17 protein-coding genes are annotated in these 12,823 nt (G+C 59.7%); 6 read left to right on the top strand and 11 right to left on the bottom strand.

Annotated features, from left to right (window positions below):
* Positions 1–149 precede the first annotated feature (149 nt).
* Positions 150–872 carry a monofunctional biosynthetic peptidoglycan transglycosylase gene (gene mtgA, locus NL64_RS07775; protein WP_034147562.1) on the bottom strand — a complete coding sequence of 241 codons (723 nt, stop codon included), beginning with the start codon at positions 870–872 and terminating at the stop codon, positions 150–152.
* A 74-nt stretch (positions 873–946) separates the two neighbouring features.
* Here mtgA and NL64_RS07770 point away from each other — a divergent pair, with 74 nt between their 5' ends.
* The 4 genes from NL64_RS07770 to trmB all read left to right on the top strand — a co-directional run bounded on the left by NL64_RS07770 (position 947) and on the right by trmB (position 3,297).
* On the top strand, positions 947–1,318 hold the full coding sequence (locus tag NL64_RS07770; RefSeq protein ID WP_034147561.1) for a DUF423 domain-containing protein: 372 nt from the start codon (positions 947–949) through the stop codon (positions 1,316–1,318).
* A gap of 188 nt (positions 1,319–1,506) precedes the next feature.
* Positions 1,507–1,707 (top strand): sulfur carrier protein ThiS, encoded by a 201-nt coding sequence (gene thiS / locus NL64_RS07765; RefSeq protein ID WP_007953386.1) that lies wholly within the window; start codon positions 1,507–1,509, stop codon positions 1,705–1,707.
* A 60-nt stretch (positions 1,708–1,767) separates the two neighbouring features.
* On the top strand, positions 1,768–2,562 hold the full coding sequence (locus NL64_RS07760; protein WP_032884143.1) for a thiazole synthase: 795 nt from the start codon (positions 1,768–1,770) through the stop codon (positions 2,560–2,562).
* Between the two features lie 9 nt (positions 2,563–2,571).
* A complete protein-coding gene (trmB, locus tag NL64_RS07755) occupies positions 2,572–3,297 on the top strand; it encodes a tRNA (guanosine(46)-N7)-methyltransferase TrmB (protein ID WP_034147560.1) in 726 nt (241 codons plus the stop codon).
* 119 nt (positions 3,298–3,416) lie between these two features.
* Here trmB and NL64_RS07750 read toward each other — a convergent pair whose 3' ends face one another.
* From NL64_RS07750 to NL64_RS07710, 9 genes are all read right to left on the bottom strand, one after another.
* The gene (locus NL64_RS07750; protein ID WP_034147559.1) at positions 3,417–3,740 is read right to left on the bottom strand and encodes a DUF3392 domain-containing protein; all 324 of its coding nucleotides are present in this window, start codon (positions 3,738–3,740) and stop codon (positions 3,417–3,419) included.
* A 22-nt stretch (positions 3,741–3,762) separates the two neighbouring features.
* Entirely contained in the window at positions 3,763–4,968 is a 1,206-nt protein-coding gene (gene hemW / locus NL64_RS07745; protein ID WP_034147558.1) for a radical SAM family heme chaperone HemW, read from the bottom strand.
* Positions 4,965–5,561, bottom strand: coding sequence for an RdgB/HAM1 family non-canonical purine NTP pyrophosphatase (rdgB, locus tag NL64_RS07740; protein ID WP_034147557.1), 597 nt, complete (start codon positions 5,559–5,561; stop codon positions 4,965–4,967). Before rdgB ends, hemW begins: the two co-directional genes overlap by 4 nt.
* Positions 5,558–5,992, bottom strand: a complete 435-nt coding sequence (locus NL64_RS07735; protein ID WP_034147556.1) for a DUF4426 domain-containing protein — start codon at positions 5,990–5,992, stop codon at positions 5,558–5,560. The genes rdgB and NL64_RS07735 overlap by 4 nt, the downstream gene beginning before the upstream one ends.
* A gap of 26 nt (positions 5,993–6,018) precedes the next feature.
* Positions 6,019–6,639: a methionine biosynthesis protein MetW gene (metW, locus tag NL64_RS07730; RefSeq protein ID WP_034147555.1), complete on the bottom strand. Its 621-nt coding sequence runs from the start codon at positions 6,637–6,639 to the stop codon at positions 6,019–6,021.
* Positions 6,640–6,646: 7 nt separating this feature from the next.
* Positions 6,647–7,786: a homoserine O-succinyltransferase MetX gene (metX, locus tag NL64_RS07725; protein WP_034147554.1), complete on the bottom strand. Its 1,140-nt coding sequence runs from the start codon at positions 7,784–7,786 to the stop codon at positions 6,647–6,649.
* A 185-nt stretch (positions 7,787–7,971) separates the two neighbouring features.
* On the bottom strand, positions 7,972–8,559 hold the full coding sequence (locus tag NL64_RS07720) for a YggT family protein (protein ID WP_020797373.1): 588 nt from the start codon (positions 8,557–8,559) through the stop codon (positions 7,972–7,974).
* Positions 8,560–8,583: 24 nt separating this feature from the next.
* Positions 8,584–9,402 (bottom strand): pyrroline-5-carboxylate reductase, encoded by an 819-nt coding sequence (proC, locus tag NL64_RS07715; protein WP_034147553.1) that lies wholly within the window; start codon positions 9,400–9,402, stop codon positions 8,584–8,586.
* A 35-nt stretch (positions 9,403–9,437) separates the two neighbouring features.
* On the bottom strand, positions 9,438–10,124 hold the full coding sequence (locus tag NL64_RS07710; RefSeq protein WP_034147552.1) for a YggS family pyridoxal phosphate-dependent enzyme: 687 nt from the start codon (positions 10,122–10,124) through the stop codon (positions 9,438–9,440).
* A gap of 194 nt (positions 10,125–10,318) precedes the next feature.
* On the opposite strand from NL64_RS07710, the gene NL64_RS07705 reads away from it, so the two are divergent.
* On the top strand, positions 10,319–11,353 hold the full coding sequence (locus NL64_RS07705; protein ID WP_034147551.1) for a type IV pilus twitching motility protein PilT: 1,035 nt from the start codon (positions 10,319–10,321) through the stop codon (positions 11,351–11,353).
* A 142-nt stretch (positions 11,354–11,495) separates the two neighbouring features.
* On the opposite strand, the gene NL64_RS07700 is transcribed toward NL64_RS07705, so the two are convergent.
* Positions 11,496–12,113 (bottom strand): C40 family peptidase, encoded by a 618-nt coding sequence (locus NL64_RS07700; protein ID WP_034147550.1) that lies wholly within the window; start codon positions 12,111–12,113, stop codon positions 11,496–11,498.
* Positions 12,114–12,362: 249 nt separating this feature from the next.
* On the opposite strand from NL64_RS07700, the gene NL64_RS07695 reads away from it, so the two are divergent.
* On the top strand, positions 12,363–12,794 hold the full coding sequence (locus NL64_RS07695; protein ID WP_034147549.1) for an NINE protein: 432 nt from the start codon (positions 12,363–12,365) through the stop codon (positions 12,792–12,794).
* Positions 12,795–12,823 lie beyond the last annotated feature (29 nt).

Below are 12,823 nucleotides of genomic sequence, written 5' to 3'. Positions count from 1 at the left end.
CCGATCATCGATCGGGGCGTTTTTGTTTGTGTACGAAACTTGGGTTCAGCGCAGCTTTTTGTAGGAGCCGGCTTGCTGGCGATCCAGGCGGCACGGTGTATCAGACAAATCGAAATCGCTGGCAAGCCAGCTCCTACAGGGCGGCGATGTTATTGCGCCCAAGGCGCCCGGCGCGAATCGTTAAGGCCAACCAGATAACTGTCACCACCCAACTGACTCATCTGCCGCCGTATCCAGCCCGCGCGCCGGGCCACGTAATTGGTCGGATGGCTCGCGCTCCACACTCGCGGGTTAGGCAGCACCGCTGCCAGCAAGCTGGCCTGTTGCCGAGACAATGACCTGGCGCCAACGCCGAAGTGATGCCGCGCTGCGGCTTCGGCGCCAAACACGCCGTCATCCCACTCGACACTGTTGAGGTACACCTCAAGAATTCGCTGCTTGGGCCAGAACACTTCGATCAACGCGGTAAACCAGGCTTCCAGACCCTTGCGAATCCAGCTACGGCCGGACCACAGGAAAAGGTTCTTCGAGACTTGCTGGCTCAGGGTGCTTGCACCGCGGATGGTGCCGCCGAGCTCATTGTGGGCCAGGGCTTTCTGGATCGCGCCGAAGTCAAAGCCCCAATGCTCGGGAAATTTCTGGTCTTCACCGGCAATCACCGCGACTTTCAAGTCGTCGGAGATTTCATCCCACGGCTTCCATGTGCGTTGCAGGTCAATAGGCTCGCCGTCGATCCAGGATTCGATCTTGCGCTCGACCATCAGCGTTGTCCCGGGAGGCGGCACCACGCGAAAAATCAGCACCAGCAATACGCTGCCGCCCATGAACCAGAGCACGGCCTTGGTGAAACGACGGAAATAGATACGCAGCATAGAGATGGCTTGGCCGAACCCATTGAGCGGGCCATTATACAGACCCTGTTGATCGAGTCTGACTGGAGTTCTTCATGCTGCGTGGCTTTTTGATGCTGGCCGCTTTTTTCGGTTTCACCGGTGTCGGTCTTGGCGCATTCGCCGCCCATGGCCTGAAAAACCGTTTGAGCGCTGAATACCTGACGATTTTCCATACCGGCGTCACCTATCAGCTGGTGCACACCCTGGCGTTGTTTGGCGTGGCGCTGCTGGCCACACAGATTCCGGGTCGGCTGGTCACATGGGCCGGCGCATCCTTTGCCATTGGCATTTTGCTGTTTTCCGGAAGCCTCTATGTATTGACGCTGACCGGTGTCAGCAAGCTAGGCATCATCACGCCATTCGGCGGCCTTGCATTCCTGATTGGCTGGTTCTGCCTCGGCCTCGCCGCCTGGCGTCTGACCTGATCTGTAGGAGCCGGCTTGCTGGCGATACAGGCGCCGCGGTGATACAGAGCTGCCGAGTTGCCTGCATCGCCAGCAAGCCGGCTTCTACAAGAGCATCGTGCGTCCGACCATTACAAGACGAATGGCTTGGGTCGGCCTGACTGATCGGGCTAGAATGCCAGCCCCTAAAAATGATGGCGGCATCCGGCATGCGCATTCAGTTGAACGGCGAATCCTTTGAACTGCCCGACGGTGAAACCGTTGCGGCCCTGCTGACCCGTCTGGACTTGACCGGACGCCGGGTGGCGGTCGAGCTCAATCTGGATATCGTTCCGCGCAGTCAGCATGCAGACACCACGCTCAACGACGGCGACAACGTGGAAGTCGTGCACGCCATCGGCGGCGGCTAGCCGTTTGGCCCGTATGGGCCGAGAATTCTGCAAGACCCTCACCCCTACAGAGGATTTCCCATGAGCATCGTTCGTAGCGACAAGCCTTTCGTCCTGGCCGGTCGTACTTACCAGTCGCGTTTGCTGGTCGGTACCGGCAAGTACCGTGACATGGAAGAAACCCGTCTGGCCATCGAGGCCTCGGGTGCCGAGATCGTCACCTTCGCCGTGCGTCGCACCAACCTTGGCCAGATCGAGGGCGAGCCGAACCTGCTCGAAGTGCTGTCGCCGGATCGCTACACCTTCCTGCCGAACACCGCCGGTTGCTACGACGCTATCGAAGCCGTGCGCACCTGCCGCCTCGCTCGTGAGCTGCTCGATGGCCACAACCTGGTGAAGCTGGAAGTGCTGGCTGACCAGAAAACCCTGTTCCCCAACGTGATCGAAACCCTCAAGGCCGCTGAAACGCTGGTCAAGGAAGGCTTCGACGTGATGGTTTACACCAGTGATGACCCGATTATCGCTCGTCAATTGGCGGAAATCGGCTGCATCGCGGTGATGCCGCTGGCCGGTCTGATCGGTTCGGGCCTGGGGATCTGCAACCCGTACAACCTGCAGATCATCCTTGAAGAAGCCAAGATCCCGGTGCTGGTGGATGCCGGTGTCGGTACCGCTTCCGACGCTACCATTGCCATGGAACTGGGCTGTGACGCGGTGCTGATGAACTCGGCGATCGCCCACGCCCAGCAGCCGATCATGATGGCCGAAGCCATGAAACACGCGATCGTCGCGGGCCGCCTGGCCTACCTCGCCGGCCGCATGCCGAAAAAACTCTATGCCAGCGCCTCTTCGCCGCTGGATGGTCTGATCAAGTAAGAGCCATTGATGACTGAATCGAACGACACGCCAATCCAGACGGAAGAAGGCGACGAGCGCCAACACCGCCGCATCAAGAGTTTCGTGATGCGCGCCGGGCGCATGACCGAAGGCCAGCAAAAAGGCCTGGAGCAGGGCACGCCGCTGTTCGTGCTGCCATTGGCCGACGCGCCGGTGGACTTCGACCAGGTGTTCGGTCGCTCGGCACCGCGCTCGCTGGAAATCGGTTTCGGCATGGGCCATTCGCTGCTGGAAATGGCCGCCGCTTCGCCGGAGCAGGATTTCATTGGCGTGGAAGTGCACCGTCCGGGCGTGGGTGCGTTGCTCAATGGCGTGCTGACTCAGGACCTGACCAACCTGCGGGTCTACGATTGCGACGCGATTGAAGTGCTTAACCGCTGCATCGCCGACAACAGCCTGGATCGCCTGATGCTGTTTTTCCCGGACCCGTGGCACAAGAGCCGTCACCACAAGCGTCGTATCGTTCAGGCATCGTTCGCTGAGCTGGTGCGCAGCAAGTTGAAGGTTGGCGGCATTCTGCACATGGCCACCGACTGGGAGCCGTATGCCGAATACATGCTGGAAGTGATGAGCGTTGCGCCGGGTTACCGCAACCTGGCTGAAGACGGCAAGTGCGTACCACGCCCGGCCGAGCGGCCGATCACCAAGTTCGAACGCCGTGGCGAACGACTTGGGCATGGCGTGTGGGATTTGAAGTTCGAAAAACAGTCTTAAGCGTCACGATCCAAACCTGTAGGAGCCGGCTTGCTGGCGATGGGTGTCAGACACATCAATGTCCACTGACACACCATCGCCAGCAAGCCGGCTCCTACAGGTTTTTTTGTGTCTGGAAATCAGCGGCGGTCTGCGACGACGCCAATCAACACCAACACCACCAACAACACCGGCGCCAGGCTGTAGTTGTTGAACTGGCTCAAGCCTTTGACGATCCACGGCGTGGCGTAGATCAGCGCAGCCCCGCTGCCGACCATGCACAGCAGGGACATCAGCGGTACGCGCAAGGCGCCGGCGATGCTGCCCAGGCGTTGCTCGACCCAGCCTTTGAAATCCGCACCAAACAGCACCAGCAGGCAACCCACCAGGGCCAGGGCGATTTCCGAGAGGTTGCTGCGGCTCCAGCGAGACACGGTGGCGAGCAGGTCGAGTACCAAATCCATTCGTTTTCCCTTAAGGCTGAAATCAGCTCAGAAATTTCTGCAGCAAGTCGTTGAGGAATAGCTGTCCGCGCTCGGTGGCCGCCAGACGTGACGGTTCGACCTGCAACAGACCGCTTTGTTCGGCTTCGCAGCGAGCTTCGGCAAGGCTTTCCAGTGATAGGCCGGTGCGTTCCGGGTACAGGCGCGATTCGACGCCATCGGTCAGGCGCAAGGCGTTCATGAGGAATTCGAACGGCATCTCGTCGTTGGCCAGGGCTTTCTCGCCAGCCTGGAAGCTTTTCGCCGGGTTGAGGTAATCCTTCGGCAGGCGCGTTTTCCAGGTACGCACGATGCGCCCGTCCGGATGGCTCAGCTTGCCGTGCGCACCGGCACCGATGCCGATGAAGTCGCCGAAACTCCAGTAATTTAGGTTATGCCGCGCCGGACGACCGGGCTGGGCATAAGCCGAGACTTCGTATTGCGCGTAACCGTGTTCGGCCAGCAGCGCTTGCCCCGCCTCCTGAATGTCCCACAGCGTGTCGTCTTCCGGCAGCGTCGGCGGCTGGTTCCAGAACACCGTGTTCGGCTCCAGGGTCAGTTGATACCAGGATAAATGTGTCGGCTTCAGGGCGATAGCGGTGCGCAGGTCGGAGAGGGCATCGTCCAGGGACTGATTTGGCAAGCCATGCATCAAATCCAGGTTGAAGTTATCGAACCCGGCCTGACGCGCCATCCCTGCGGCGCGTACCGCCTCGTCGCCGTTGTGGATGCGGCCCAAGGCCTGGAGTTTTTCCTGCTGGAAACTCTGGATGCCGATCGACAGGCGATTGATCCCCAGTTTCCTGTACGCCACGAACTTGTCTTGCTCGAACGTCCCCGGATTGGCTTCCAGCGTGATTTCGATGTCACTGGCAAACGCGATGCGCTGTTCGACGCCCTTGAGCAAACGCCCCAAGGCTTCGGCGCTGAACAGGCTTGGCGTGCCGCCACCGAAGAAAATCGAGCTCAGTTCGCGGCCGTAAACGGCGTGCAGATCCTGATCGAGATCTGCCAGCAACGCGTCGACGTACTCTTCTTCCGGCAAAACGGGGCTGGCGGTGTGGGAGTTGAAGTCGCAATAAGGGCATTTGCGTACACACCACGGAATGTGGATGTACAGCGCCAAGGGCGGCAGCACAGGCAGGGCCGCCCGAGGCGATTGTGCGTCGCCGCCGAAGATCAGCGGCGACGCGGATGATTCACCGGTCATTTCAAGCCCAGACGCTGGTGCAGCAGATCCATTGCACGGGCGCGGTGGCTGATCTGGTTCTTGTCGCCCGGGCTCAACTCGGCGCTGGAGCAATCGCGCTCCGGCACCCAGAACAGCGGGTCATAGCCAAAACCGTGTTCGCCGCTGGCCTCGGTCAGGATGCGCCCGTGCCACAGGCCTTCGCAGAGGATCGGCAGCGGATCATCGGCATGCCGCACCAGCGCCAGCACGCAGACAAACTGCGCGCCGCGTTCGGCTTCGGGTACGTCCTTCAACACGTCGAGCAATTTGGCGTTGTTCGCCGCGTCGCCCTTGCCGTCGGCATAACGTGCCGAGTAGATGCCCGGTGCCCCGCCAAGGAAATCCACCGCCAGCCCGGAATCGTCGGCCAGCGCCGGCAAGCCGGAAATACGCGCGGCATTACGGGCCTTGAGGATGGCGTTCTCGACGAACGACAGGCCGGTTTCTTCAGGCTCGACCTGGCTGAACTCGCCGATCGAGCGCAGTTGCACCGAGTCGCCGAGCATGGCCTGGAGTTCCTTGAGTTTGCCGGCGTTATGGCTGGCCAATACGAGTTGCGTGAAATTGATCATTCGCCGGGGAAGAGCTCTTGGTTGAAATTGATGGTGTTGATTTTGTCACCGGTCTGCACCTTGATGTCGAAGGTGCGGGTTTCCTGTTGTTCCACCGGGAACTGGGCGATGTAGTAAATCGCGCCTTGCTCGGTGATCTGGCGGAAGTTCAGGTTCACGCTCTGGCTGGTCAGGTCTTTGATCGTACCGCTGACCTGGGCCATCTGCGGCTTGCCGTCCTTGAGCACCGAAATGTTGATCACGCCCTGGTTCTTGCTGCGGGTGAGCTCCGCGGCTTTGGCGATGTCGGGTGTCAGGAAGGTGGAGTTGAACGTGTTGTAGTGCACCGTCACATCGCCGAATTTTTCCTGGCGTTCACCTTTGATGGCATCAGCGGCCATGGCGGTGACGCTCAGGCAGGCGGTAAGCAAAAGCAGCGCTAGACGACCCATGATCATTCTCCTCGAAAAGTGGTGATTCAGACCGCGACCTTGTGGTCTGCAAGCCCCGGGCTGCTGACGCGGTAAATACCGATCTCACCTAACAGATTAGGCCATAGCTTACTGGCCCACCCGTGCCGATGCTGTTGATCCACGGCAAGCCGATCAATGACCTTGGCTTCACGTTCGCGGCACAAGGCTTCAAAGTCTGCGAAGGTGCAAAAGTGGATGTTCGGCGTGTTGTACCAGGTGTACGGCAGGAACTCGGAAACCGGCATCCGCCCCTTGCTCGCCAGGTACCAACGGCAGCGCCAGTGGCCGAAGTTGGGGAAGGTGATGATGCATTGGCGGCCGACCCGCAGCATTTCATCGAGGATCTTGTCCGGGTAATGCACCGCTTGCAGTGCCTGGGTCATGACCACGATGTCGAAGCTGTTGCTGGCAAAGTTACCCAGGCCCTTGTCCAGGTCCTGCTCGATGACGTTGATGCCTTTGGCCACGCACTCGGCAATGTTGTCCGGGTCGTTTTCCAGGCCATAGCCGGTGACTTGTTTGTTGTCGCGCAGCCAGGTCAGCAGTTCGCCGTCGCCGCAGCCGAGGTCGAGCACGCGGCTGCCAGCGGGGATCCATTCCTGGATGATTTCCAGATCAGCTCTCATGGCTTTCTCACAACGTAATGCGGTTCATGTAATTGCCGAACGCCTGCAAATAGCGTGGGATCGGAATCAGGAAGGCGTCGTGGCCCTGGGGTGCATCGATTTCCAGGTAGCAGACGTCCTTGCGCGCGGCCATCAGCGCATCCACCAGTTCCCGGGAACGGGCAGGGGAGAAGCGCCAGTCGGTGGTGAACGACATCACGCAGAACTTGGCTTTGGCGTTTTCGAAGGTTTTTGCCAGGTTATCGTCGAAATTCGCTGCCGGATCGAAGTAGTCCAGCGCCTTGGTCATCAACAGATAGGTATTGGCGTCGAAACGTCCGGAGAACTCTTCTCCCTGATAGCGCAGGTAGCTTTCCACCTGGAACTCAACGCTGTGGAAGTCGTAATTGAGCTTCTCGCTTTTCAGGCCGCGACCGAATTTCTCGCCCATGGAGTCGTCGGACAGGTAGGTGATGTGCCCGACCATCCGCGCCAGCATCAGCCCACGCTTGGGGATCACGCCTTGTTCCTGGAACGAACCGCCGTGGAACTCGGGGTCTGTCAGGATCGCCTGGCGCGCCACTTCGTTGAAGGCGATGTTCTGCGCCGACAACTTGGGCGCCGAGGCGATGGCCAGGCAGTGCCGCACGCGATCCGGGTAGGTGATGGTCCACTGCAAGGCCTGCATACCCCCCAGGCTGCCGCCGATGACGGCGGCCCATTGGCCGATGCCGAGCAGGTCGGCGAGACGCGCCTGGCTGTGCACCCAATCTTCGACTGTCAGCACCGGGAAATCGGCGCCGAACGGCTTGCCGGTTTCCGGGTTGACGCTGCTCGGGCCGGTGGAGCCGTTGCAGCCGCCGAGGTTGTTCAGGCTGACCACGAAGAACTTGCTGGTGTCGATGGGCTTGCCGGGGCCGATGCAGCTGTCCCACCAACCGGGTTTGCGGTCGTCGGCGCTGTGATAGCCGGCCGCGTGGTGGTGGCCGGACAAGGCGTGGCAGATCAGCACGGCGTTGCTCGCCGTGGCGTTCAGCGTGCCGTAGGTCTCGTAAATCAGGTCATAGGCCGGAAGCGAACGACCGCAGGCCAATGCCAGGGGTTCGCTGAAGTGCGCCACTTGCGGCGTCACCAGACCAACAGAATCGGGGGGAAAGGCAGCTGGCATCGACCCTGCTCTCGTTGAAATGAGGCGTAAGTCTAAAGACCAGTGGGGTTAGCGGCAAGCAAAGGCCGGGGCTTATTGTTTCCCTGTTAGACCGAGGCGCTACCATCGCCAGCAAGCCGGCTCCTACAGGGGGAACGCGTACCCTTGTAGGAACCGGCTTGCTGGCGATGAACGATAACGCGGTCTTAGATCAGCCCGAACAATTCCTTCGGCATCAACGCGTAGTAAGCAAGGCGCGGAATCAGCCAGCTCTGCAGCAATTGCAACGCGATGAAGGCAAAGATCGGCGAGATGTCGAGGCCGCCCAGGTTCGGGATGATCCGGCGGAACGGCGCGAGTACCGGTTCGGTGATTTGCTGGACCAGTTCCGCACCCGGGTTGTGGCTGCCCGGAGCGACCCAGGACAGGATCACGCTGATGATCATTGCCCAGAACAGAATCTTCAAAAACAACGCGAAGATGCCGATCAAGGCCCACGGCGCCAGGAACAGTACGTCGACCGAGTAGCCGCTAAGCAGCAGGATCACCGCGAACAGTACCATTTGCACGATCAGCGCCAAGACCAGCGACGACATGTCCAGCCCGAACATGCTCGGAATCACCCGGCGCAGTGGCTTGAGCAATGGTTGAGTGGCCTTCACGGCGAATTGGCAGAGCGGGTTGTAGAAGTTCGCCCGCACCAGTTGCAGGATGAACCGCAGCAGTACGATCAGCAAATACAGGCTGCCCAGGGTTTGAATCACAAAAATGGCAGCGTCATTGAGTCCGAGCATTATTGATTCCTTTGTAAGAGCTGATTAGCGGCCGAGTTGCTCAGCCATTTCGGCGGAGCGGTGCGCAGCGGCGCCGAGTGCTTTTTCTACCAATGCTTCGAACCCGTCGGCCTGGAACGACTTGATCGCCGCTTCAGTGGTGCCCGCAGGCGAGGTGACGCGGCGACGTAGTTCTGCGGCGTCAACATCGCTGGCCACGGCCATGTGCGCAGCGCCCAATGCGGTCTGCAAGGTCAGTTGCGCGGCAATGTCCGCAGGCAGCCCGAGTTTCACCCCGGCAGCGGTCATGGCTTCGATCAGCAGGAAGAAGTACGCCGGGCCGGAGCCGGACACGGCAGTGACGGCATCCAGTTGCTGTTCTTCGGTCAACCACAGGGCGATGCCCACAGCCGACAGCAGCTCTTGTGCTTGCTGGCGCTGATCGGCATTCACTTCGGCGGTGGCGAACAAGCCGCTCACGCCTTGGCGCAGCAGCGCCGGGGTGTTGGGCATGCAGCGCACGATCGGCTGGGCGCCGAGCCAGTTGTTCATGCTGGCGCAGGTGATGCCGGCGGCAATCGACACCACCAGTTGATTCGGTTTGAGGCTCGGACGGATCGCCTCACAAACGGATTTCATCGCCTGGGGTTTGACCGCCAGTACGACCACGTCGGCATCCTGGATGGCTTCGGCGTTGTCGGCGAACACCTCTATGCCGTGCTCGGCCTTCACGCGCACACGTGTTTCTTCACCCGGATCGCTGGCGCGGATCTGCGCGGCGTCCAGACCTTTGGCCCGCAGGCCGCCGATCAAACTGGCCGCCATGTTGCCGGCACCGATAAAGGCAATACGCGTCTTGCTCATGTCAGGTCCTTATAAATAGAAGAGTCAGCCATGGATCATGGTTGGCTATAGTCGCGGGCACCAAACAGGGCGGTACCGATCCGCACCCACGTGGCGCCCATGGCAATGGCCGACTCGAGGTCGTGGCTCATGCCCATGGAAAGTGTGTCGAGCGGCAAATTGAGGCTGGTTTGCAGGCTTTGCACGGCAGCAAAGGCGGCATCCTGTGCGGCGCGATCTTCGGTCGGCTCGGGAATGGCCATCAACCCGCGCAACTTCAGGCGCGGCAGCTCGCTGATGGCATTGGCCAGGGCCGGCAGATCGGCCGGGGCACAGCCCGATTTGCTGGCTTCACCACTGACGTTGACCTGGATGCAGATGTTCAACGGTGGCAGATCGGCAGGACGTTGTTCGGAAAGGCGTTGTGCGATTTTCAAACGATCCACGGAATGCACCCAGTCGAAATGCTCGGCAATGGCGCGAGTCTTGTTCGATTGAATGGGGCCGATGAAGTGCCAGATCAAGGGCAGGTCGGCCAATTCGAGCTGTTTGCCCAGTGCTTCCTGCAAGTAGTTCTCGCCAAAGTCGCGCAGGCCGGCGGCATAGGCTTCACGCAGGGCTTGTGCGGGTTTGGTCTTGCTTACGGCCAGCAGCTGGACGCTGTTTTCGGCGCGGTTGGCGGCGAGTGTTGCAGCGTGTATGCGCGAACTAACCAGTGAAATGTTGTCTGCTATGGTGGACATCAAATCCTGCCTGAAAAAGTGCCTGCACTCGATCATGCGGCGTTAAAAGTCACCTCAGAATGCTCATTGACTGACGTCAACTCCGCTTCTTCGCTGACTTTTGCCTTGCCTGATCATCGCTCGGCGACTTTTCAGGCAGGATTTGGCGCCAGCGGCTGAAGGTTCGCGGCATTCTACTGGAATTGAGGAGCGCTATGGATATCACTGAACTGCTGGCGTTCAGCGCCAAACAAGGAGCTTCCGATCTGCATCTGTCCGCCGGCCTGCCGCCGATGATTCGTGTCGACGGCGATGTGCGGCGGATCAATTTACCGGCACTGGATCACAAGGAAGTACAGGCGCTGATCTACGACATCATGAACGACACCCAGCGGGTCGACTTCGAAAAGCACCTGGAAACCGACTTTTCCTTTGATGTGCCCGGCGTGGCGCGCTTTCGGGTTAATGCCTTCAACCAGAGCCGCGGTGCCGGCGCGGTGTTCCGTACGATTCCCTCCAGGGTCCTGAGCATGGAGGAGCTGGGGATGGGCGACGTATTCCGCAAGATGACCGACGCACCCCGTGGCCTGGTGCTGGTGACGGGCCCCACCGGCTCCGGCAAGTCCACCACGCTGGCGGCGATGATCGATCACCTGAACAACCATCGCCATCACCACATCCTCACCATCGAAGACCCCATCGAGTTCGTCCACGAATCTCGCAAATGCCTGATCAATCAGCGTGAGGTGCACCGCGATACCCGCAGCTTCGCCACGGCCCTGCGCTCGGCGCTGCGAGAAGATCCGGACGTGATTCTGGTGGGGGAGATGCGCGATCTGGAAACCATTCGCCTGGCCCTGACTGCCGCCGAAACCGGTCACCTGGTGTTCGGCACGCTGCACACCACATCGGCGGCGAAAACCATCGACCGGATCGTGGACGTGTTTCCGGGGGACGAAAAATCCATGGTGCGCTCGATGCTTTCCGAGTCGTTGCTGGCGGTGGTGTCGCAGACGCTGGTGAAGAAGATCGGCGGTGGGCGCATTGCTGCCCACGAGATCATGCTGGGGACGTCGGCGATTCGTAACCTGATCCGCGAAGACAAGGTGGCGCAGATGTACTCGTCGATTCAGGCAGGAGGATCGCTGGGGATGCAGACGCTGGATATGGGTTTGAAGGATTTGGTGACCAAAGGGCTGGTCAGTCGTGAGCACGCGCGGGAGAAGGCGCGGTCACCGGACAATTTTTGAGGGATGGAATACAGCACTGTGGCGAGGGAGCTTGCTCCCGCTCGAGTGCGCAGCGCTCGCGTTTTTTGGGGTCGCTTCGCAATCCAGCGGGAGCAAGCTCCCTCGCCACAAGTGCCCGCCTCAGAGGACGGGCGCTTTCAAATCAGCGCTGAACAACCCGCATCGCGTTCTGTTCTTTTGGAAGAACCCGCTTGGCCACTACGTAGTGTTTTTCCCAATACGGTTTCTTCAAGGTGTCGATGGAGACCGACTTGCCACGGCGCGGTGCGTGGATGAAGCGGTCGTTGCCCAAGTAGATGGCAACGTGATTGACTCGGCGACTCTTGATGTTGAAGAAAATCAGGTCGCCCGGCTTCAAGTCTTCGCGATCGACTTTCTCGCCGTGACCGCTGGCCATGGCATTGGAGGTGCGTGGCAGGTCAAACGTGGCGTCGTTGAACGCGTATTTCACCAGGCCGCTGCAGTCGAAGCCTTTGCTCGGGCTGCTGCCGCCCCAACGGTAGGGCGTACCGAGGACGTTAACAGCGCGGCTCAGCACGTTGCTGCTTTCCTTGGTCGCCATCGGCGGGACCAGGCTGCTGTTGCTGGTCAGCTGAGGCGCGAGCTTGACCGTTTTTTTGCTTTTGCTGGAAGGGGCAGAAGCGTGGGATTTTGGGGTGTAACCATTAACGTTTGGAAGACGTTGCTCACGATTGGTGGCGTGGGCGGCCAGTGGCATCAAAAGGCAAATGGTTAGCCATGTCTTGAAAAATGAACGCATTAGGCAGGGCTCGAATGTGTGAACGCGCAACTTTATAACAGCTTTTTTGTCCCTTCCGAGGCCGTTGGTCGATTCAACTTGTGGTCAACGGAACCAAATAAGCGGCAAATTGACGCAATTGTCGGACAGAACGCAGACGCCACGGGGCTTCGACGGTGGACAAAGTAGCATTTGCCATACGTCGGGTGATCGTAAAAAAGTCACAAAGATTTAAAGAATATTTATCTATCGTGTGAATCGAGGTCATCCATGAACACCTATCAGTCCCCCGTTCCGCATCAAGACACGCACAGTAAAGTGATCGGATATCTGCTGTGGATTTTCGGCTTTACCGGCGCTCACCGCTTCTATTACGGCAAACCGGTGACTGGAACGATCTGGTTCTTCACTTTCGGTTTGCTGGGCATCGGCTGGCTGATCGACTTGTTCCTGATCCCGTCCATGGACCGTGAAGCAGACTTTCGGTTCACGGCCGGGCCGATCGAATACAACGTCGCGTGGATTCTGTTGACGTTTCTTGGCGTGTTCGGCGTGCACCGGATGTATCAAGGGAAATGGATCAGCGGGCTGCTGTACCTGGTGACGGGCGGGTTGTTCTTCGTGGGGGTGCTGTATGACTTCTGGACGTTGAATGATCAGGTGTCCGTGCGCAACGCGCAGAATCGCGGCGCCTTCCAGTAAAAGCATCGCCAGCAAGCCGGCTCCTACAA

This window comes from Pseudomonas fluorescens, from assembly GCF_000802965.1.
GTDB classification, from domain to species: Bacteria; Pseudomonadota; Gammaproteobacteria; order Pseudomonadales; family Pseudomonadaceae; genus Aquipseudomonas; species Aquipseudomonas fluorescens_A.
Note: the sequence above shows the minus strand (reverse complement) of the source record. Positions and strands in the feature narration are given on the sequence as shown.